Origin of the sequence: Pectobacterium betavasculorum (assembly GCF_000749845.1) — a bacterium.
Taxonomy (GTDB): domain Bacteria; phylum Pseudomonadota; class Gammaproteobacteria; order Enterobacterales; family Enterobacteriaceae; genus Pectobacterium; species Pectobacterium betavasculorum.
The window spans coordinates 66,872-86,544 of record NZ_JQHM01000010.1; the positions used below are offsets into that span (position 1 = coordinate 66,872).

Sequence of the window (19,673 nt, forward strand, 5' to 3'; positions counted from 1 at the left end):
TTCGGAGTGAATGGTCACTTATGTTTAAAACAATCATAACCTTTCTACGCAAGCAGTTGCCTAAACTGAAACCCTCCTGGCTGCTTTTGGGGGCGGTACTGTGGATCGTGGTGTTGGTTCTGGCCTGGTGGCTGGGACCACGTTTGACCGTGGGCGAGTCACGTCCGTTACAGGGAATCTGGGGCCGCGTGGTGTTCACGTTGATCTGGCTATGGCTGGTTTTCTCCTATAGTGCCTGGCTGGTCTGGCGTCGCGTACAGCAGATGCGAACGGAACGTCATGAACAGCAGGTGATTGAACAGGATCCCTTGCAGGTGTATGTCGACAGCCAGCAGACGTTTCTCGATCGCTGGCTGGAGGCGTTTCAGACCCAATTGGGTAAAAAAGCGCTGTATGCGATGCCCTGGTATCTGACGATTGGCTTGGCTGGCAGCGGCAAAAGCAGCCTGATTCATCGTGCTAATCCAGCAAACAAAATGAATCCGAAGCTAGATGCAGAGCTGCGAGACGTGGCGGCAGGTCAGCAGGTGAGTAGTTGGGTCGGGGAATCCGCCGTCATTTGGGATCCTAGTGGACAGCTACTTGCGCAACCTGAGCTGGAGGGCGATTCGCTCGGACAGCGTCATGCCCGACTGTGGCAGCACCTGCTACAGTGGCTCAGTGAAAATCGCCGCCGCCAGCCGCTCAATGGGCTGGTTCTCACGCTGGATATTTCATGGCTGGCACAGGCCGGTGTCGCGGATCGTAAAGCTTATGCGCAGGTCATGCGCGCGCGGTTGCAGGAAATTTCGGTGAACATCAATACGCGCTTACCGGTGTATATCGCGCTGACCCGGCTGGATATGCTAAGCGGCTTCGACAAGGTCTATCGCCAGTTAAACCGCGACGCGCGTCAGGCCGTTTTAGGCGTGACGTTTACGCCGCAAGCCAGCAACAGCAAAGGTTGGCTGGAAGAACTGGAGCGTTTCTGGGACGAATGGGTCACTAATCTGAATGACAACCTGCCAGATATGCTGCTGACGCAATCGGACAGAAGCGTGCGCAATTCGCTGTTCTCGTTTGTCCGCCAGTTAGCAGGGGTGAAAGACTACGTGATGGAAGTGCTGACGGAAACGTTAGCGACCGGTGAAGATCGCGCATTCATGATCCGTGGTGTCTACGTCAGTTCTGTCTATCAGCAAGGGGTGCCGTTTGATGCCTTTGCGCAGTCGGCTTCCAGACGCTATCAACTGCCAGAGCCGATTAACGCTGCGCTGCGCGGTGAATCGAATACGTTCTTTGTGCAACGTCTTTTCCCTGACGTCATTTTCCCTGAGGCCAGTCTGGCGGGGGAGAATCGGCTGCATAGCCTTTATCGTCGGCGTCGGCTCAGTATCGGCGTGGGCTGCATGCTGCTCGCCAGTCTGGCGCTGGTCGGCAGTTGGCACCATTTCTATCGAGTCAATGAAGAGGCTGGGCGCAACGTACTGACGAAAGCACAGGCATTTATCGGCACCAATGAGCTGGAAGGGCAGCCAGGCTACGGCTATCAGCAATTGCCGCGTCTGAATTTGATTCGCGATGCGACCTTGTCCTTTGGTAATTACCGCGAACGTACACCGCTGCTGGCCGACTTAGGTTTGTATCAGGGCGATAAGATTGGCCCTTATGTGGAAGGCACCTATCTGCAAATGCTGAACCAGCGCTTTCTTCCTGCGGTGATGCAGGGGCTGCTGGAGGACTTGAATCAGGCACCTGCCAATAGCGAGCAAAAGCTGACGATTCTGCGCGTAATGCGGATGCTCGATGATGTGTCAGGACGTAATAAAGCGCTGGTCGAACAGTTTATGGCGCAGCGCTGGCAGAAGGCGTTTCCTGCACAGGGCAATGTGCAGGAACAACTGATGCAGCATCTGGATTACGCCCTTGAACATACTGACTGGCATAAGGCTCGTGAGCAAAAAGATGCGGTGGCAATCAGTACCTTTGCGCCATTTAATCAGCCGATTACGCTCGCTCAGCAAGAACTGAGCAAGCTGCCAATGTATCAGCGCGTTTATCAGAGTCTGGTGATGAAGGCGACGCAGGTGCTGCCTCCGGATTTAGCGATTCGTGATGAAGTTGGGCCGACGTTTGATCCTGTGTTTTCTCTGCGTAATGACAAAGCGGGAAGCGTGCCGCGGCTGCTGACGTATCCCGGTTTCAGTGATTACTATCTAAAGCAGGACAAAGCGCTGTTAGAGCTGACGGCGCTGGATGCCTGGGTGCTGGGGCAGCGTGAGCGTGCGCAGTTCAGTGAGGCCGATCGGCGGGAAATTCTGCGTCAGGTAAACGATCGTTATATTACGGATTACATCAACCAGTGGCAGAAAGTGTTGGCGAACATTGATGTGCAGACGCTCGATACGCCGGAACAGGCACTCGACATTCTCACGGATATTACCGGCAACGATCAGCCCTTCCAGCGTGTGCTAACGACGGTCAGTGATAATACCCGCATCCGTAAGCTGGGCGATGATGATAACGATACGGCACAGAATATCAACACGCGGATTGGTCGTCCGTTTATGACCATCAATGCGGCGTTGAGCGGACGTGGTGAGCAGGGGCCGCTGGTGCAAGAGGTCAATCAGAAGCTGACCGATCTCTATCACTACCTCGATCAGATCGTTAATGCGACCGATCCGGGACAGGCGGCATTGAAGGCGGTGCAGGCGCGGCAGGGAAATAAATTTTCCGATCCGGTGTTCGCCTTACAGCAATACGCTCGCAGCCTCCCCGCGCCGCTGGATCGCTGGGTAGGACAGTTAGCCGGAGAAAGTGCCAGTCTGGTAACCGGCCTTGCGATGTCGTCGCTAAATCAAGAGTGGCTGGATAAGGTCGTGACGCCATTCAATGAGAAACTGGCGGATCGTTACCCCTTCGACCCTTCATCGAACAAGGATGTGCCGTTATCGGAAATGGAAAGGTTCTTTATGACTGGCGGGACGCTGGACAGCTTCTATCAAACCAACCTCAAGGCGATGATGGAAAGCGGCATGCTGGAAGAAGGCATGGCCTCGCCGTTGCAGGCTGAATTGGTGAAGCAGCTTGAGCGCGCTACCCGCATCCGTCAAACCCTGTTCAATGCGCAGGGTAGCCTGGAAGTGCACTTTGTTCTGGAACCGCTGGAATTGACGGCGAATAAGCGTCGCAGCGTACTGAATCTGGATGGACAACTGCTGGAATATAGCCACGGTCGTCGCCAGAAAACGCCGCTGGTATGGCCAAACAGCATGCGCGACGGGGCTGAGAGCAAGCTGACGCTGGTGCCGGACGATCGTGAGCGTTCACCACGTAGCCTGAGCTTTAGCGGTCCGTGGGCGATGTTCCGGTTAATCAACAGCGACCAACTGACGCAGGTTAATGAGAATACCTTCGACGTGCGCTTCTCGCTGGAGAACGGGGCGATGACCTATCGCGTGTATACCGATGCCAGCCACAACCCGTTTGCTGGTGGTCTGTTCAGCCAATTCACGCTGCCTGACTCGCTTTATTAATTAACTCTCGGGAGTCCGTTCAGGCTAATGCAGGTCACTTAGGTATGGATTTAGGGGGAAACACGGTGATGAGGTTCTCGCAGAGATGCCTCACACCGTGGTCGCCCCCGGTATCTCGCTCTTAAACGATCGACATTACCCACTCAGGCTCCCTATTGCTGGATGATGTGATATGCAAGATGCACAACAAGCCCTGAAAGTGGGCCGGGATCCACGGACGCTGCCGGAGTTTGATGCACTTCGGGCGGAAATTAACAAGCTGAGTCACGCGTCTCGTCCCGATGTGGATTGGAAACTGGTGCACGATATGGCCACTACCATCTTTGAAAAGCAGGGCGTTGATCTCCAGACCGCAATCTACTTTACGCTGGCGCGTTCACGGCTGGCCGGATTGACGGGTTTCACGGAAAGCTGTGAGTTTCTGGCAAACCTGATCGTGACGCAGTGGGATAACTTCTGGCCACCGGTGCATCAGGAACGGGCGCGTATCGAGATGTTGGACTGGTTCATTGCCCGCATCAGCGAAGTGGTGCGGCAGTACGCCATCAGCCATGAACATAAGCGGCTGGTTTACCGTTGCGAACGCGCGCTGCAATTGATGAGTGAAAAGCTGCACAACTCGGGGCTGAGCCGCATTCCTCGCGTCGAGAATCTGCTGCACTTCGTCGAAGGCTATACCCATTTGTTTGATGAAACCGAGATTGTCATTGTGTCGGACGATCAGGAACTGAAAAAGCAGGATATGCAGATTCCCCCTATGGTGTTCTTTCATTCAGATATGGAGCCCGGTGCGACGGTGCAAAGCGATAGTTCATCAGGCTCGGGTCAGGCTGCATTGCCCGCGGGTAGCATTCTCATCGGACGGGAGAAAGGGCAAATGAAACCGACGGTATTGAAAATTGAGGCGCATAAAAAGCCGAAGCCAGCCTGGTTCTGGTTTGTCTCCGGTCTGCTGACTTGCGCGTTACCTGTCGCAGCTATTACCGGCTGGCAGTATTGGCAGGAACAGAAAGCCGATGCGCTGGCATTACTGCAACAGCCTGCGTACGCCTTGCCTACCGCTCCTGACCATAATGACATTCGTCGGGTACGTATTGTCCTGGGTGAGCAGAAATTGCAGGGCATGGAAGGCGAACTGATCAACCGCTATCAGGCACAGCTGGAACAGGTGAAAAATGCGTCACCGTTCTACCTGTATCAGTACGGTAATGGGTTGAAAAACGTGATGCAGCAGCTCTATCCCGATTCGCTGGCAGTGAAAGAGATGGAACGCCAATGGCAAATTGCGTTTGAACGTCAGCAGGGTGATGAACCGAAAACGCTGGGTTACGAACAGGCTCGTGCCAGAGTCAATGAGACGTTGCAGCAGCTGCTGGAACTGGAGCGTCAGCGCCGGACGGTGACGATCTCCTACCTGAAATCAAAACTCTACGATATGCAAAAAGATCTGATGTCAGATGTCCCTTTCGGGATACGTTTACGTGAACTTGAGGCGCGCAAGATCAAGAACCAGTCGCTGACGCCAGCAGAGCTACGTGGTATGGAAGATGAACTGCGCGCCTTCAATATTCGCTTGTACCGTTTGCAGCAGGGTAATTCTGCCAGCTGATTATCGTGAAGGGAAAACCGCTGAGCACATGATGAAATACAAAAAATTATTGGTGGTTCTGTCGGCCTGTTGGCTGGCGTCATGTCAGGCACCGGTCACGTCGCTGTCTGAACCGGAATTAGTCGCGTCAGCAAACCGGGGAAACGGTGAGGCGCAATATCAACTGGCAAAGACGCTAGCCGCGCGTGAGCAGTACACCGAGGCGATGCAATGGATGCAGAAGGCGTCTGGGCTGTCTGAACTTCCGGGCAATCGGGAAATGCGCGCTGCTGCTGCGCTTCAGGTCGGCGATTGGTATCAGGCCGGGTTAGGCGCGCCAAAGAACAGCCCGTCTGCCCGTCAGTGGTGGGCAACATCCTCACGTCTGGGAAATGGTGAAGCAGGGCATCGGCTCGGCATGGATTGTCGGGTTCAACATCAGGGAAAACTGGTGGCGGCCTGCCTGAGTGCGTTTGAATCTTCGGCGGCAAATGGCTATTCCCCCGCTCAACTGATTGTTGCTCAGTGGCACGCAACGTATGCGGGCGGTGAAAAAGAGGCAGTAGCGTGGTTGCTGAAGGCTTCTGAACTCGGTAATCGAGATGCGCAGTATCAACTGGCGCAGCGCTATGAACAAGGTAGTGGTGTGGTGATTCGTCGCGATCTGGCCGAACGCTGGTATTTCCGTGCGGCGACGTTAGGTCAGGCACAGGCGCAACTGTGGATGGCTCGACACGAAGACGGCGAGAATGCGTTGGGTTGGTATCAAAAATCTGCGTCATCAGGTGATGCGGAAGCCCAGCTTTGGCTGGGCAAAGCATACCGAGAAGGTAAGCGCTTACCTTGGGATGAACAGAAGGCGCGTTACTGGCTGGAGCGTGCCGCTGCTGGAGGATCGGGCGAGGCCGATTATTTACTTAGTCAGAGTCAGACAATTCATGAAAAGCGCGAACATTATCTGGTTCAGGCGTCCTCTGCTGGCTATATCCGTGCGCAACGTGAACTGGGTGAACGGCTATTTAAAGCGAACGAATTCGTGCGTGCGCGTGAAGAATATGCCAAAGCGGCAGCGGCAGGAGACAATGAATCCCAACTGGCCTATGGCGAGATGCTGCGGCTGGGGCAAGGTGGCAAAGAGGATTATGTCGAAGCAATGAAGCAGTATCGTCTGGCGGCTAATAACGGTAACCGTATGGCTCAGTACCGTATGGGGGTGATGCGTCAGGATGGACTGGGCGCATCCCGCAATCGTATTCATGCTTACGCCTGGTATGCCATGGCGGCGACGGAGGGGATGCCCGAAGCCATTCATGCGCGTAACGATCTGGAAGCGACAATGCAGCCGGATGAAATCAAAGCTGGACAACGGTTGGCGATGCACTGGTCATCGGGGAAAACAGAGTAATCTGCGTCGATGCGTTGGTGGTAAATTGCTGATAGTGAGTTATTAGGTTGAATCGACAGATCATCACGTTTTAATCAGATAACAATAGCAATAAACAGGCGGGTGTTGCGTGATAGCAGCCCCCGCTTTTTTGTTGTCGGCAAGCGGTAGTAACGGATAGATCGTCAAAGACGCTGTGAATACACCCTTGTACGCTCGGCTTGCGCAGATATGAGCCTCATCCCTGAGATTCACCCTTTTTGTCCCTGGCGCAAACGCTTTACTCTTCTATTCCGTTACTCCCGTTTTCATTTAGGAAATAGGTTTGTCAATGGTCTGAGGCTCCCTAGAAGGGAGCCTCACTTTAAAGCCACCTCTTCAAGAGGTGGATTTTTACTGTTATAGCCTTTTATCGGTCAACAACGCGACCTTGCTGGCTGTTGATACGCGCTCAAGATACGCACGGACGTTAGGGCCGAACTCCACGTCTTTCACAATCGTGAGCGACAGTAAAATAGGGAATAGAATAAAGTCGGTGGTGGAAATGGTATTGACGTTTGCCAAGAGCGCTTCCAATTCTTTGAGTTTCTGCTCCACTTCTGCAATTAGCTCTGGTGTTTTTGCTATCAGCGCATCCAGGTCGCCGAAGGCTTTTTCTTCACGAAGAATGTAGGCATGGCGCGCCTCTGGTGTGGAAAGCTCTTTGAAATCGGCCTTTGTGAAGCGAGGAACCGCAAGGTTAAATACCGCGCTGGAAACGGACTTACACCAGGCTTCAATCTCAGCATCAACCGGTTTATCGGCGATTAACGGCGCTTGCTTACTGTCTACATAGTGGACGATATCCATGCTTTCCGGCATAAAGCTGCCATCTTCTTTCTGAAGGATTGGCACCACTTTACGACCCACCATGCGCGTTGGCGTGTCAACATCTCCTTCCATAATGACGGATTGCTCAACAGACAGATCTTTCAGGCCAAAAATCATTCTGGCTCTAACACAGAATGGGCAGTGTTCGTAAACGAAAAGTTTCATGCATCGCCTCGTAATATTTTGAAAAAGTAGGCAAAAGTTTGCCAGTCCGGTCATGACAATTCATGCCACCAGAGTAATACTGGACGCAGTCGGCGGCAAAGTGAATGTGGCTCACCTCTGCGGATTGCTTGCTGCGCTGATGAACACCAAAAAAGTGGAATTATGTTCGGAAAAGCAGGCTGGAATAGCCATATATTGCAGTAAGGCAATAGCGCCAATGTTGTTTTACAACCGACAAATTAACCTTACTTGCTGATGACAATACTATACATTTGGCTTGCTATAGTCCCTGCATCCCTTGTCAGTACCTCACATCTCTGTGAGTGTTGTGTAGTTAACCATCCCTGTCATTAGAATGACCTTACCCGCCTTGTGCGGGTTTTTTTTGGTGTGCCGAGCATTGCACAGCAGCTCGCGAGATCAGCCTCTATCCCGATCTATGTATCAGCTTGTTGAATTAGCGCAGAAGCGTAGCTTAAACGTACCGTTCTTAGTTTAATGGCCGGACACTGTTACAGCCGAGGCCTGATTTTTGCTTTCATTTTAGCCTGTAAAGGGCGTTATCCGCAGTTTTCATGGCTCGTTCACATTGTGATAGCCGCGAACTCGTGTTGAATTTCCGCACCTTCAGATCAATGGAGAGAATGCACGATCTCCAGTGTGCCGTTAATAATGAACTGCACACCCATGCAAACCAGCAAAAATCCCATCAGTCGTGAAATGGCTTCAATACCACTTTTTCCGATCAGACGCATAATCAGGCCAGAACTTTTCAGACTGAGCCAGACGATCAGGCTGATCAACATAAAAGTGAGTACGGGGGCAACGGTAATAACCCATGGCGTGATGTCTACACCGCTCTTGATTTGTGATGCAGAACTGATGATGAGGGCAATGGTTCCGGGGCCTGCGGTGCTAGGCATTGCCAGTGGAACAAAGGCGATATTGACTTCATTGGCGGAGAAGCTGTCGTTAATTTCTTCTTTCTTACTTTTGACTTCAGGTGCATGTTCTGGCTTTTGCTGAGGAAAAAGCATGCGAAAACCAATGAAAACCACAATAAGTCCACCGGCAATACGCAATCCGGGAATGGAAATCCCGAAGGTATTCATAACGATTTGGCCCGCGTAGTACGCAACAGTCATAATGATGAACACATAGAGCGAGGCCTGAAAGATCTGACGATTTCGCTCCCCCTGACTCATATTGCCGGACATCGCCAAAAATACTGCTACCGTGGTCAGTGGGTTCGCGAGTGGCAGGATTAACACCAGACCAAGACCAATGGTTTGAATCAATTCCAGCATTCTACGTTCCTTTATATTAGGGCGCTTTTATCAGTTCAGGAAAACGGTTAATGACGATCTGTCGCGATGGTATCTGGCGTAGTTTAGGCCAGCCCATCCTCCGCTAATTTCTTAAAACGATGGAGTGTTTTTATCAGCATGTCGCGAGAAAACATATCAAACATTTGTCCGATTTTTTTCCCGATCAACCCCCCTGGAGGATTGTAGCGGATCGTTAGTGTCACGATCGTGCCTGCTTCCGACGTAGCAGGTTGAAAAGAAAGCCTGCCTTCATTGGGAACCCGTGCTCCTTCCAGAGAACGCCAGTGGATGTACTCTGCCGGTTTTTCGTCAATAATACGAGCCTGCCACTCAATGAGCGCGCCAATCGGTGTGTTTATTCGCCAATTGGAATCGGTATGGTTCAGTATCTCAATACTGGCGAAATGGCCCATCAGAATCGGCAACGTTTCCGGTTTACGCCAAAGATCAAACAAGCGTTCTGCTGGGCGATTAATAGTAATGCTGCTGCTGATTTCATTGGCATAACTGCCATTTTTCGCTGCGGTTCTTCTTAAGAAAGAGGGAAACACCCGTCATTCTCCCTAATGGATTGTTACCCTTTAATGGGCATATGCACGCCATTCTGACCGATATCGACCAGCGAAGCAAAGTTGGAGATGGTGGCGACAGTGTTAGTACAGGCTATCACAGCAATAGGCAGAACTTTTACACGCCTGTTAATGTTCGTTTGATACTGTAAGTATCAGACAGAAGCCAAATGAATTGCCGCAAAACACCAGGGTTTTTACATAACGATAATAGTAGTACCCCGCCCCCTATTTTTAGTGGGCTTTTTTTATTTGTATTTCTCTGGTTAGGTATTTTATTTTTATATGAATTGATGTTTGTCAATTTATCGTTAGCCGGCCTGTACTTATTAAAATGTAATATACCCCAAATAATTCGAGTTGCAGGAAGGCGGCAAGAGAAGGACAAATTTGTCGGGAACGAATTTGACCAGCCAGCGGCTGGCCTTCGGTGAGAGACAGGATGTCTCTCATTTCATCCCGATGAGCTTACTCAGGTAAGTGATTCGGGTGAGTGAACGTAGCCAACACACATGCAGCTTGAAGTATTACAGGTATAGGTATTTATCCACATATTCTGGGTTGTAAATAACGTGCTAATGGTGGGTGATTTACTTTATAGATATGTCTGATACGTTTATAGCCAGCTTTTATGCTGGCAGGAATAAAAACGAATAACCATTTATTGCCAAGTTGTCATTATTAATTCTTTCCAAACGATCATCTATTAAGCTAGAGCTGTTCTCTGCCAGATTATTTGATAGCGTTTTATAGAATCTTTCTCGCTTTTCATTTCTTTTTAATCGTCTTTGCTATACGCCTCGCATACTGTGCAGCGGGGCGTCTTTTTTAGGGAAAAGTGTTACCCTGACTAAACAATCCTTGATTAAGATGAGGCGGTAATGACGGAAACTGACATTCTGCGGTTGAGTGCTTTGGTGGGTGAGAAACTGAAAGCGCGTGGTGCCACGTTGACGTGTGCAGAATCCTGCACCGGAGGCTGGCTGGCTAAGTCTATTACTGATATCGCTGGGAGCTCTGGCTGGTTTGACTATGGCTTTGTGACGTACAGCAATCTGGCTAAGCAGCGTCTGGTGAATGTGAGTGCCGAGACATTGGAAAGACATGGTGCGGTAAGTGAAAATGTCGTCAATGAAATGGCCGCAGGAGCTTTGTTAGCCGCCAGCGCAGATTTTGCCGTATCGGTAAGCGGTGTTGCCGGGCCAGATGGTGGGACGGAAGAGAAACCAGTCGGCACGGTGTGGTTCGGCTTCACCGACAAGCAGGGCGGGGCATTCGCACAGACAATGCGGTTCAGCGGAGACCGAAATGCGGTTCGCCTGCAATCGGTCCATTTTGCGCTGCAAACGCTTCTCGACGCGTTTCTGAAAAAATAACCTTGATGCTGTATGTGTATACAGTATAATGTCAGTGATTATTCAGCAATTCATGATTAAGCCGCCGCGTAGAGACAGTTGCTTTACGCCGCATGACAGGAGCAGAAATGGCTATTGATGAGAACAAACAAAAGGCACTTGCGGCAGCACTGGGCCAAATCGAAAAGCAATTTGGTAAAGGTTCTATCATGCGGTTGGGCGAAGATCGCTCAATGGATGTTGAAACCATTTCTACAGGCTCTTTGTCCCTTGATATTGCTTTGGGGGCTGGCGGTTTACCTATGGGGCGCATCGTTGAGATTTATGGCCCTGAATCTTCTGGTAAAACTACGCTGACTTTACAGGTGATTGCTGCCGCCCAGCGCGAAGGCAAAACCTGTGCGTTTATCGATGCTGAACATGCACTGGATCCAATTTATGCGAAAAAGCTTGGCGTAGATATTGATAATCTGCTGTGTTCTCAGCCAGATACAGGTGAACAAGCACTGGAGATCTGTGATGCGTTAACACGCTCTGGTGCGGTTGACGTTATCATCGTTGACTCCGTTGCAGCCCTGACGCCGAAAGCCGAAATTGAAGGCGAGATCGGCGACTCCCACATGGGACTGGCTGCACGTATGATGAGCCAGGCTATGCGTAAACTGGCGGGTAACCTTAAGCAGGCCAATACGCTGCTGATCTTCATCAACCAGATCCGTATGAAAATTGGTGTGATGTTTGGTAACCCTGAAACCACTACTGGTGGTAACGCCCTGAAATTTTACGCCTCTGTTCGTCTGGATATTCGCCGTACCGGTGCAATTAAGGAAGGCGAAGAAGTCGTTGGTAGCGAAACCCGTGTTAAAGTCGTGAAGAATAAAGTCGCAGCACCGTTCAAACAGGCTGAATTCCAAATTCTGTACGGTGAAGGCATCAATATCCACGGCGAGCTGGTTGATCTAGGTGTTAAGCACAAGCTGATCGAAAAAGCGGGAGCCTGGTATAGCTATAACGGCGACAAGATCGGTCAGGGTAAAGCGAATGCCTGTAATTTCTTGAAAGAGAATCCAACGATTGCTGCTGAACTGGATAAGAAATTGCGTGAAATGCTGTTGCATAAAGGTAATGAACTGACACCTGCCGCAGCGGGAAATAGCCATGACGAAGGTGAATTCGCTGGTGAAGGCAACGAAGAGTTTTAATGGTGGTTGAATTATCTGTGGCAGAACACTATCAGCGGATAGGTAGATGAATAAACCATTACGCTATGCGATGAATGTGCTTTCTGTTCGCGATTATAGTGAAACCGAAATACGCCGCAAATGTGCGGCGTATTTATATAAGTCAGAAAGTACGGAAAGTGAAGCAGATGAAGCGACTGCCCGCGTTGCGGCAGAAGACGTAGAAGCCGCCATTGCCTACTGTAAAGAACACGGTTGGCTGGATGATGCACGTTATGCACGCCGCTATATCAGCAGCCGGAGCCGCAAAGGCTATGGTGTCCAACGGATCAGAGTGGAGTTAAGCCAGAAAGGAATCGATAAGACAACGTTAGCCACGGCATTGAACGAAAGTGATATCGACTGGTGCGCGCTGGCGAAATCTGTTGTGGAACGAAAATTCGGGTATCCTCTGTCCGATGAATGGAAAGACAAAGTCAAATATCAACGATATCTGCTCTATCGTGGCTTTTTTCATGAAGAAATCCAGTCAATTTACACGAATTTTTCAGATTGAACGCACACGGGATTTTACTTCCCATCGAAGAAAATTTATCTTATTCCCACTTTTTTGTTCGTGAGTTGCTCGGTAACGTCAGCATGCTGGACTAACCTTGCCCGCGATCTGTTCTTCTAGCTTGATTCCAGGACAATTATGAGCAAGAGCACCGCTGAGATCCGTCAAGCGTTTCTCGATTTTTTCAACAGTAAGGGACACCAGGTTGTTGATAGCAGCTCTCTGGTGCCGAACAACGATCCGACATTGTTATTCACCAATGCGGGTATGAACCAGTTCAAAGATGTGTTCCTCGGGCTGGATAAACGCAGCTATGTTCGAGCGACGACCTCACAGCGCTGTGTGCGTGCCGGCGGTAAACATAATGACCTGGAAAACGTAGGTTATACCGCTCGTCATCACACTTTCTTTGAAATGTTGGGTAACTTCAGCTTCGGTGATTACTTCAAGCATGATGCGATCCGCTATGCGTGGGAATTGCTGACCTCCCCTCAGTGGTTCAATTTACCGAAAGAAAAACTGTGGGTGACGGTATATGCAACGGATGATGAAGCCTATGGTATTTGGGCTGATGAAGTTGGTGTACCGCGCGAAAGAATTATTCGTATTGGTGATAACAAAGGCGGACCTTACGCGTCTGATAACTTCTGGCAGATGGGTGAAACGGGGCCGTGTGGTCCATGTACCGAGATTTTCTACGATCACGGTGACCACATCGCGGGGGGCCCGCCGGGAAGCCCTGATGAAGACGGCGATCGTTATATCGAAATTTGGAACCTGGTGTTTATGCAGTTTAACCGTCAGGTTGATGGCACAATGCTGCCGCTGCCGAAGCCTTCCGTCGATACCGGTATGGGGTTAGAGCGTATTTCTGCCGTGTTGCAGCACGTCAATTCAAACTATGACATTGATTTGTTTAAAACGCTGATTGATGCGGTAGCGAAAGCAGTCGGTACGACGGATTTAGCCAATAAATCGTTGCGCGTTATCGCCGACCATATCCGTTCTTGCGCGTTTCTGATCGCGGATGGTGTTATGCCATCTAATGAAAACCGCGGTTATGTTCTGCGCCGTATTATCCGCCGCGCTGCGCGTCACGGTAATATGTTGGGCGCTACGGATGCCTTCTTCTACAAACTGGTCGCGCCGCTGATTGAAGTCATGGGCCCGGCGGCTGAAGAGTTGAAAAAGCAGCAGTCTGTAGTTGAGCTGGCGCTGAAGACGGAAGAAGAGCAGTTTGCCCGCACACTTGAACGCGGTTTGTCTCTGTTAGACGAAGAAATTAAAAATCTGAAAGGGGATACGTTGGATGGTGAAACTGCCTTCCGTCTGTATGACACCTACGGTTTCCCTGTCGACCTCACTGCGGATGTGTGCCGCGAGCGTGGTCTGAAAGTCGATGAAGACGGTTTTGAAGCAGCGATGACGGCTCAGCGGCAGCGCGCACGTGATGCCAGCGGATTTGGCGTGGATTACAACAGCCTCATCCGTGTGGATGAAAATACGCCATTCTGCGGCTATGAAAAAACGCAGCAGCAAGCCAAAGTCATTGCGCTTTATCACAATGGGAACGCGGTTGATCAGATCGCGGCAGGTGATGAAGCCGTGGTGATTCTGAACGAGACTCCGTTCTATGGTGAATCCGGCGGTCAGGTTGGCGATCAGGGCGAACTGACAAATGCGGACGTCAGCTTTGCCGTTCAGGATACTCAGAAATACGGTCAGGCAATCGGCCACGTTGGTAAACTGACTCAGGGGACGCTGCGTGTTAACGACAGCGTTGATGCTAATGTTGATAACCAGCGCCGCGAGCGTATTCGCCTTAACCACTCTGCGACGCACCTGCTGCATGCCGCGCTGCGTCAAGTGCTGGGCGAGCATGTCGCACAGAAAGGTTCTCTGGTTAATGACAGCTATCTGCGCTTTGACTTCTCACATACTGAGGCGATGAAGCCTGAGCAGATTCGTCAGGTTGAAGATATCGTCAACGCACAAATCCGCCGTAACCTTACCGTACAAACGGATGTCATGGCGCTGGATGATGCGAGAGCGAAGGGCGCGATGGCGCTGTTCGGTGAGAAGTATGACGACCATGTCCGTGTTCTGACGATGGGTGATTTCTCCATTGAGCTTTGTGGGGGAACGCACGCAAGTCGTACTGGTGATATCGGCCTGTTCCAAATCATTTCTGAATCAGGCACTGCTGCTGGGGTGCGTCGTATTGAAGCGACCACGGGTGAGAATGCGTTATCCGCGCTGCATCGCCAGAGCGACGTTTTGCAAGACATCGCGCAACTGCTGAAAGGGGATAGTCACAACCTGACGGATAAGGTACGCTCTGTTTTAGATCGTGCCCGCGTGTTGGAGAAAGAGCTTCAGCAGTTGAAAGCTCAGCAAGCGGCGCAGGAAAGCTCATCACTGTCCGGTAAGGCAAAAGAGATTAACGGTGTGAAGTTGTTGGTTACGCAACTGGACAACGTGGATCCTAAGCTGCTGCGTACGATGGTTGATGACCTGAAGAATCAGCTTGGGTCGGCTGTTATCGTTCTCGGAACGGCGTCAGAAGGTCGGGTTAGCTTGATTTCTGGTGTAACGAAAGATCTGACTGACCGCGTCAAAGCCGGTGAGCTGATTGGGTTTGTTGCTCAGCAGGTTGGTGGCAAAGGCGGTGGTCGTCCAGATATGGCTCAGGCCGGTGGCTCAGACGTATCTGCGTTGCCTGCTGCGCTGGCAAGCGTTGAATCTTGGGTTGCAGCTAAGCTATAAACGATAGATAACGTTTTTTCGCGTTATCCAACAAAACGCCATAACTTCCTGGTTGTGGCGTTTTTGTCTGCGGAAAAGGATCCGGCAAACAGGAGATAAAGTGTGTTACCTTCAGATATTCTGAAGCTTTATATGCTCAGTCCTGTTGTTGTGATAACAAAAGCACAAGCTACTGATATCGACTAAACTAACAAGTAGTGACACCGGAGTGTGACGGTGGTGGTTATACCATCGTCTAGGTTTACGTTTTCACGGCACATGATGGATAATGGCGGGGAGACAGAGAGACCCGACTCTTTATAATCTTTCAAGGAGCAAAGAATGCTTATTTTGACTCGTCGAGTTGGCGAAACCCTCATGATCGGCGATGAGGTAACGGTTACCGTATTAGGAGTGAAAGGCAACCAGGTGCGTATTGGTGTTAATGCGCCTAAAGAGGTTTCTGTCCACCGTGAAGAGATCTATCAGCGTATTCAGGCCGAAAAATCTCAACCGACGTCATATTGATTGACAATGCGTCTCGTGTTCGCGGGACGCAATTGTTATTTCCTGCTTTTCCCCACACATTTATCGATGCATCTGCTTTTACTATGCGCTTCTTGTCGCAAGGTAACCGCCTGTTTTTCTGTCGATAAAACAGACTTTTTGTTGTGAAAACGTGCGTCTTGGATGCGAATTGTTCAAACGAACGCAAGGTGGGAAAAATTGTTTGACTTATAAGTCTGGGAAAGTAATATGTGCGCCACGCAGTACCGGTGAGCACTAACAAGAAGTACTTAGTAGCGAAACAGGTAATGTAAGGTGAGGTGGCCGAGAGGCTGAAGGCGCTCCCCTGCTAAGGGAGTATGCGGTCAAAAGCTGCATCGAGGGTTCGAATCCCTCCCTCACCGCCATTTAATATGCATCCGTAGCTCAGCTGGATAGAGTACTCGGCTACGAACCGAGCGGTCGGAGGTTCGAATCCTCCCGGATGCACCATTAAATAATGCCTTTGCGAGGCAAGCAGTATGAGTTAAAGCAAGTTTGTCGTAGATGAAGAATTAGTAATGCATCCGTAGCTCAGCTGGATAGAGTACTCGGCTACGAACCGAGCGGTCGGAGGTTCGAATCCTCCCGGATGCACCATTCTTAAGTCTCTCGTTTAATTGCTCTCCCCTTGTTTTTCTGCACCACACTCTGCATCCGTAGCTCAGCTGGATAGAGTACTCGGCTACGAACCGAGCGGTCGGAGGTTCGAATCCTCCCGGATGCACCATATTCTGATATAGTAAAAATCTTTTCCTTAGTTTTATAATCCACCATCTTGGTTTGTAAAAACGAGGGAGGAAAACGTTGCTTTAGCAACGGCCCGCAGGGCGAGGCAAGTCAGACAATTCCTTCAGCCGCCTCATCTTTGTTTTACCACTCGCTTTCTACCATACTTTTTAGTGCTACAGTGACATTGTTCTCTGTTCTGCCAATTCAGACTGATATTTTTCTAAGCACGCCCGTGCATGAGTTTTTATCCTCTCCTCCTATCTATATATTGAGATTTAACCTGCGAATAAATGAAGGTTACCTTACTACTATGGTGGTAATAACCTGTTTTTTATAAGGTTATTGAGTAAGCGACAACGTTTTAACTTTGCGATAAAGTAAGCTCTCTTTTCAGTGGTCATGGAGTCATGATGTACGATCGCTATCAAGGGCTGATCTTTGATATGGATGGCACCCTACTTGATACGGAGCCGACGCACCATAAAGCGTGGGATCTGGTTCTTGCCCGATATGGTATGCGTTATGATGCCAGTGCCATGACCGCATTGAACGGTTCGCCTACCTGGCGTATTGCGCAGCGTATTATCGACAGCCATCAGGCTGATATTGATGCTCACCAACTGGCCGCTGAAAAAAACGCCATTGTTGAGGAAATGCTGCTGGATACGGTTAAACCACTACCGCTGATTGATGTTGTTAAACATTATCGCGGGCGTCGTCCTATGGCAGTCGGCACGGGTAGCACGCATGGTATGGCTGACAGATTACTAACGCATTTGGGTCTGCATAATTATTTTGATGCGATCGTTGGGGCTGATGATGTCACGCAGCATAAGCCTTTCCCCGATACTTTTCTGCGTTGTGCGGCGTTGATTTCTGTCGCTCCGGAACACTGTATCGTGTTTGAAGATGCTGACTACGGTGTTGAAGCCGCTAAGCGAGCCAATATGGCCGTGGTTGATGTCCGAACATTGTGAGTGAGTTCTGGGCTGTTTTTTCTCTTTTCTGGAGTAGCCTGCTCAGTGCAACATTGTTGCCCGGCAGTTCGGAAGTACTGCTGGTGACATTATTGCTGGCTGACAGCGCAAAACCCTACCTCTTGATTGCAATCGCAACGGTAGGAAATACGCTGGGTGGGTTAACAAATATTTTTATAGGGCGCTTACTCCCTCAGCCAAAAAAACAAGCTGGGTATACAGTGGCCATGCGCTGGTTACAGCGCTATGGTTGCGTTGCGCTGTTATTTAGCTGGGTGCCGGTAGTTGGCGATTTATTGTGCGTGTTAGCGGGTTGGCTACGTATGCCTTGGATGAAATCGGCGGTTTTTATCGGAATTGGAAAAGCGCTGCGATATATCGTATTGGCAGGTATAACGTTACAGGGTATGGCGTGGTGGTCTTAGCCAGATTGCAATGCAAACTGGTGAGTGCTGCTGAGTTTCAATTATGCTTACAACCATTACATTTTAACAACGGGAGGTCGATTTGATCCCGGACATTTCAGAAGCACTTTCTTGGCTGGAAAAACACCCACAGGCGGTGAAGGGGATTCAGCGTGGAATTGAACGCGAAACATTGCGCGTAACGGCAAATGGACATCTTGCTGCGACAGGGCACCCTGAAATATTGGGCTCAGCGTTAGCACATCCGTGGATTACGACGGACTTTGCAGAAGCGTTATTGGAGTTCATTACGCCGGTCGACAAAGATGTCGATCACTTGCTGACGTTCCTGCGCGATATTCATCGTCACGTTTCCCGTAACCTGGGCGATGAACGGATGTGGCCATTGAGCATGCCGTGTTTTATCGACAGCGAGCAAAATATAGAGCTGGCGCAATATGGCTCTTCGAATGTCGGGCGCTTCAAAACGCTTTACCGCGAAGGGCTAAAAAACCGCTATGGTGCGTTGATGCAGACCATTTCCGGTGTGCATTATAACTTCTCTCTTCCGCTGTCATTCTGGCAGGCGCGAGAAGGCGTTGCTGACGCAGAAAGCGGTAAAAAGGCTATATCTGCGGGATACTTCAGACTGATTCGCAACTATTACCGCTTTGGCTGGGTGATCCCTTATCTGTTTGGTGCGTCTCCGGCGATCTGTTCGTCTTTCCTGAGAGGGCGGGAAACTGCACTGCCGTTTGAGCGTACGGAAAAAGGCATGCTTTACCTGCCTTATGCGACCTCTCTACGGCTCAGTGATTTAGGCTATACCAATAAATCACAGAGCAATCTGGGGATTACGTTTAACGATCTGGATACCTATGTCGCCGCGTTAAAACGAGCGATAAAAACGCCGTCTGAGGAATATGCTCAGGTTGGTATGAAGAAGGATGGTCGTTATCTACAATTGAATACGAACGTCTTGCAGATTGAGAACGAGCTCTATGCGCCGATTCGTCCTAAGCGTGTGACGCGTGCGGGTGAAACGCCATCTGATGCTTTGCTGCGTGGAGGAATCGAATATATCGAAGTTCGCTCGCTGGATATCAACCCGTTCTCTCCTACTGGGGTGAGCGAAAGTCAGGTGCGTTTTCTGGATTTATTCCTGATCTGGTGTGCGTTGGCGGATGCTCCAGAAATGAGTGCGGATGAGCTACTGTGTACACGTAAAAACTGGAATCGAGTGATCCTTGAAGGCCGTAAACCAGGGCAAACGGTAGGTATGCGGTGTGAAACCATCCAACAACCGATTGCCGAAGTGGGGAAATCCCTGTTTGCGGATTTACGTCGTGTTGCGGAAGTGATGGACGCGGAAAACGATCAACCACACTACCAGCAGGTATGTGATGAGCTGCTCGTTGGTTTTGACGATCCTGAAACGACGTTCTCTGGTCGACTATTAGCGTTGATGAAGCAAGAAGGCAATGGTAGCGTGGGGCTGAACTTAGCGGAAGAATACCGCCAAATGCTCAGTGGTGAGCCGTTGCAGGTGTTGACGGAAGAACAATTGGCATCTGAGAGCGAGCGCTCTTGGCAGCGTCAGCGTCAGGTTGAGTCGGAAGATAAGATGGATTTTGACGATTATTTGTCGACGCATTAAAAAGAAAAGGCCACAGAAACTGTGGCCAAAATAAACATCTCTAATAGGGATGATGATAATAAATGCGCGTCTTTCAATAAGTCAGACTCGCATAAAAA

14 protein-coding genes and 4 tRNA genes are annotated in these 19,673 nt (G+C 50.2%); 15 read left to right on the forward strand and 3 right to left on the reverse strand.

Translation table 11 applies throughout. From position 1 onward, the window contains the following. The first annotated feature begins 20 nt into the window (after window positions 1-20). The 3 genes from tssM to KP22_RS16515 all read left to right on the forward strand — a co-directional run bounded on the left by tssM (window position 21) and on the right by KP22_RS16515 (window position 6,511). Window positions 21-3,518, forward strand: coding sequence for a type VI secretion system membrane subunit TssM (tssM, locus tag KP22_RS16505; protein ID WP_039325250.1), 3,498 nt, complete (start codon window positions 21-23; stop codon window positions 3,516-3,518). Window positions 3,519-3,690: 172 nt separating this feature from the next. Continuing rightward, complete coding sequence (locus KP22_RS16510; RefSeq protein WP_039325252.1) at window positions 3,691-5,127, forward strand: VasL domain-containing protein; 1,437 nt, start codon at window positions 3,691-3,693, stop codon at window positions 5,125-5,127. A 28-nt stretch (window positions 5,128-5,155) separates the two neighbouring features. Then, on the forward strand, window positions 5,156-6,511 hold the full coding sequence (locus KP22_RS16515) for a tetratricopeptide repeat protein (RefSeq protein ID WP_039325254.1): 1,356 nt from the start codon (window positions 5,156-5,158) through the stop codon (window positions 6,509-6,511). 378 nt (window positions 6,512-6,889) lie between these two features. On the opposite strand, the gene grxB is transcribed toward KP22_RS16515, so the two are convergent. The 3 genes from grxB to KP22_RS16530 all read right to left on the reverse strand — a co-directional run bounded on the left by grxB (window position 6,890) and on the right by KP22_RS16530 (window position 9,404). After that, window positions 6,890-7,525 carry a glutaredoxin 2 gene (grxB, locus tag KP22_RS16520; protein ID WP_039325255.1) on the reverse strand — a complete coding sequence of 212 codons (636 nt, stop codon included), beginning with the start codon at window positions 7,523-7,525 and terminating at the stop codon, window positions 6,890-6,892. 632 nt (window positions 7,526-8,157) lie between these two features. After that, on the reverse strand, window positions 8,158-8,832 hold the full coding sequence (locus KP22_RS16525) for a MarC family NAAT transporter (protein ID WP_039307942.1): 675 nt from the start codon (window positions 8,830-8,832) through the stop codon (window positions 8,158-8,160). An 83-nt stretch (window positions 8,833-8,915) separates the two neighbouring features. After that, on the reverse strand, window positions 8,916-9,404 hold the full coding sequence (locus KP22_RS16530; RefSeq protein WP_039307940.1) for an SRPBCC family protein: 489 nt from the start codon (window positions 9,402-9,404) through the stop codon (window positions 8,916-8,918). Window positions 9,405-10,303: 899 nt separating this feature from the next. Here KP22_RS16530 and pncC point away from each other — a divergent pair. The 12 genes from pncC to gshA all read left to right on the forward strand — a co-directional run bounded on the left by pncC (window position 10,304) and on the right by gshA (window position 19,575). Beyond that, window positions 10,304-10,798 (forward strand): nicotinamide-nucleotide amidase, encoded by a 495-nt coding sequence (gene pncC / locus KP22_RS16535; protein ID WP_039325257.1) that lies wholly within the window; start codon window positions 10,304-10,306, stop codon window positions 10,796-10,798. A 107-nt stretch (window positions 10,799-10,905) separates the two neighbouring features. After that, window positions 10,906-11,979 (forward strand): recombinase RecA, encoded by a 1,074-nt coding sequence (recA, locus tag KP22_RS16540; RefSeq protein WP_039307937.1) that lies wholly within the window; start codon window positions 10,906-10,908, stop codon window positions 11,977-11,979. 46 nt (window positions 11,980-12,025) lie between these two features. Continuing rightward, window positions 12,026-12,514 carry a recombination regulator RecX gene (recX, locus tag KP22_RS16545; RefSeq protein WP_039307935.1) on the forward strand — a complete coding sequence of 163 codons (489 nt, stop codon included), beginning with the start codon at window positions 12,026-12,028 and terminating at the stop codon, window positions 12,512-12,514. 138 nt (window positions 12,515-12,652) lie between these two features. Further along, window positions 12,653-15,280, forward strand: coding sequence for an alanine--tRNA ligase (gene alaS / locus KP22_RS16550; protein ID WP_039325260.1), 2,628 nt, complete (start codon window positions 12,653-12,655; stop codon window positions 15,278-15,280). Between the two features lie 321 nt (window positions 15,281-15,601). Continuing rightward, window positions 15,602-15,787, forward strand: coding sequence for a carbon storage regulator CsrA (csrA, locus tag KP22_RS16555; protein WP_005972168.1), 186 nt, complete (start codon window positions 15,602-15,604; stop codon window positions 15,785-15,787). Window positions 15,788-16,080: 293 nt separating this feature from the next. After that, window positions 16,081-16,173: transfer RNA gene (locus KP22_RS16560), tRNA-Ser, on the forward strand. Between the two features lie 8 nt (window positions 16,174-16,181). Then, a tRNA-Arg gene (locus tag KP22_RS16565) sits at window positions 16,182-16,258 on the forward strand. A 70-nt stretch (window positions 16,259-16,328) separates the two neighbouring features. Beyond that, window positions 16,329-16,405, forward strand: a tRNA-Arg gene (locus KP22_RS16570). A gap of 53 nt (window positions 16,406-16,458) precedes the next feature. After that, window positions 16,459-16,535 (forward strand) — tRNA-Arg (locus tag KP22_RS16575). A gap of 412 nt (window positions 16,536-16,947) precedes the next feature. Beyond that, window positions 16,948-17,514 (forward strand): fructose-1-phosphate/6-phosphogluconate phosphatase, encoded by a 567-nt coding sequence (yqaB, locus tag KP22_RS16580; RefSeq protein WP_039325262.1) that lies wholly within the window; start codon window positions 16,948-16,950, stop codon window positions 17,512-17,514. After that, complete coding sequence (locus KP22_RS16585; protein WP_039325265.1) at window positions 17,511-17,939, forward strand: YqaA family protein; 429 nt, start codon at window positions 17,511-17,513, stop codon at window positions 17,937-17,939. Before yqaB ends, KP22_RS16585 begins: the two co-directional genes overlap by 4 nt. An 82-nt stretch (window positions 17,940-18,021) precedes the next feature. Next, a complete protein-coding gene (gene gshA / locus KP22_RS16590; RefSeq protein ID WP_039307923.1) occupies window positions 18,022-19,575 on the forward strand; it encodes a glutamate--cysteine ligase in 1,554 nt (517 codons plus the stop codon). The last annotated feature ends 98 nt before the right edge of the window (window positions 19,576-19,673 follow it).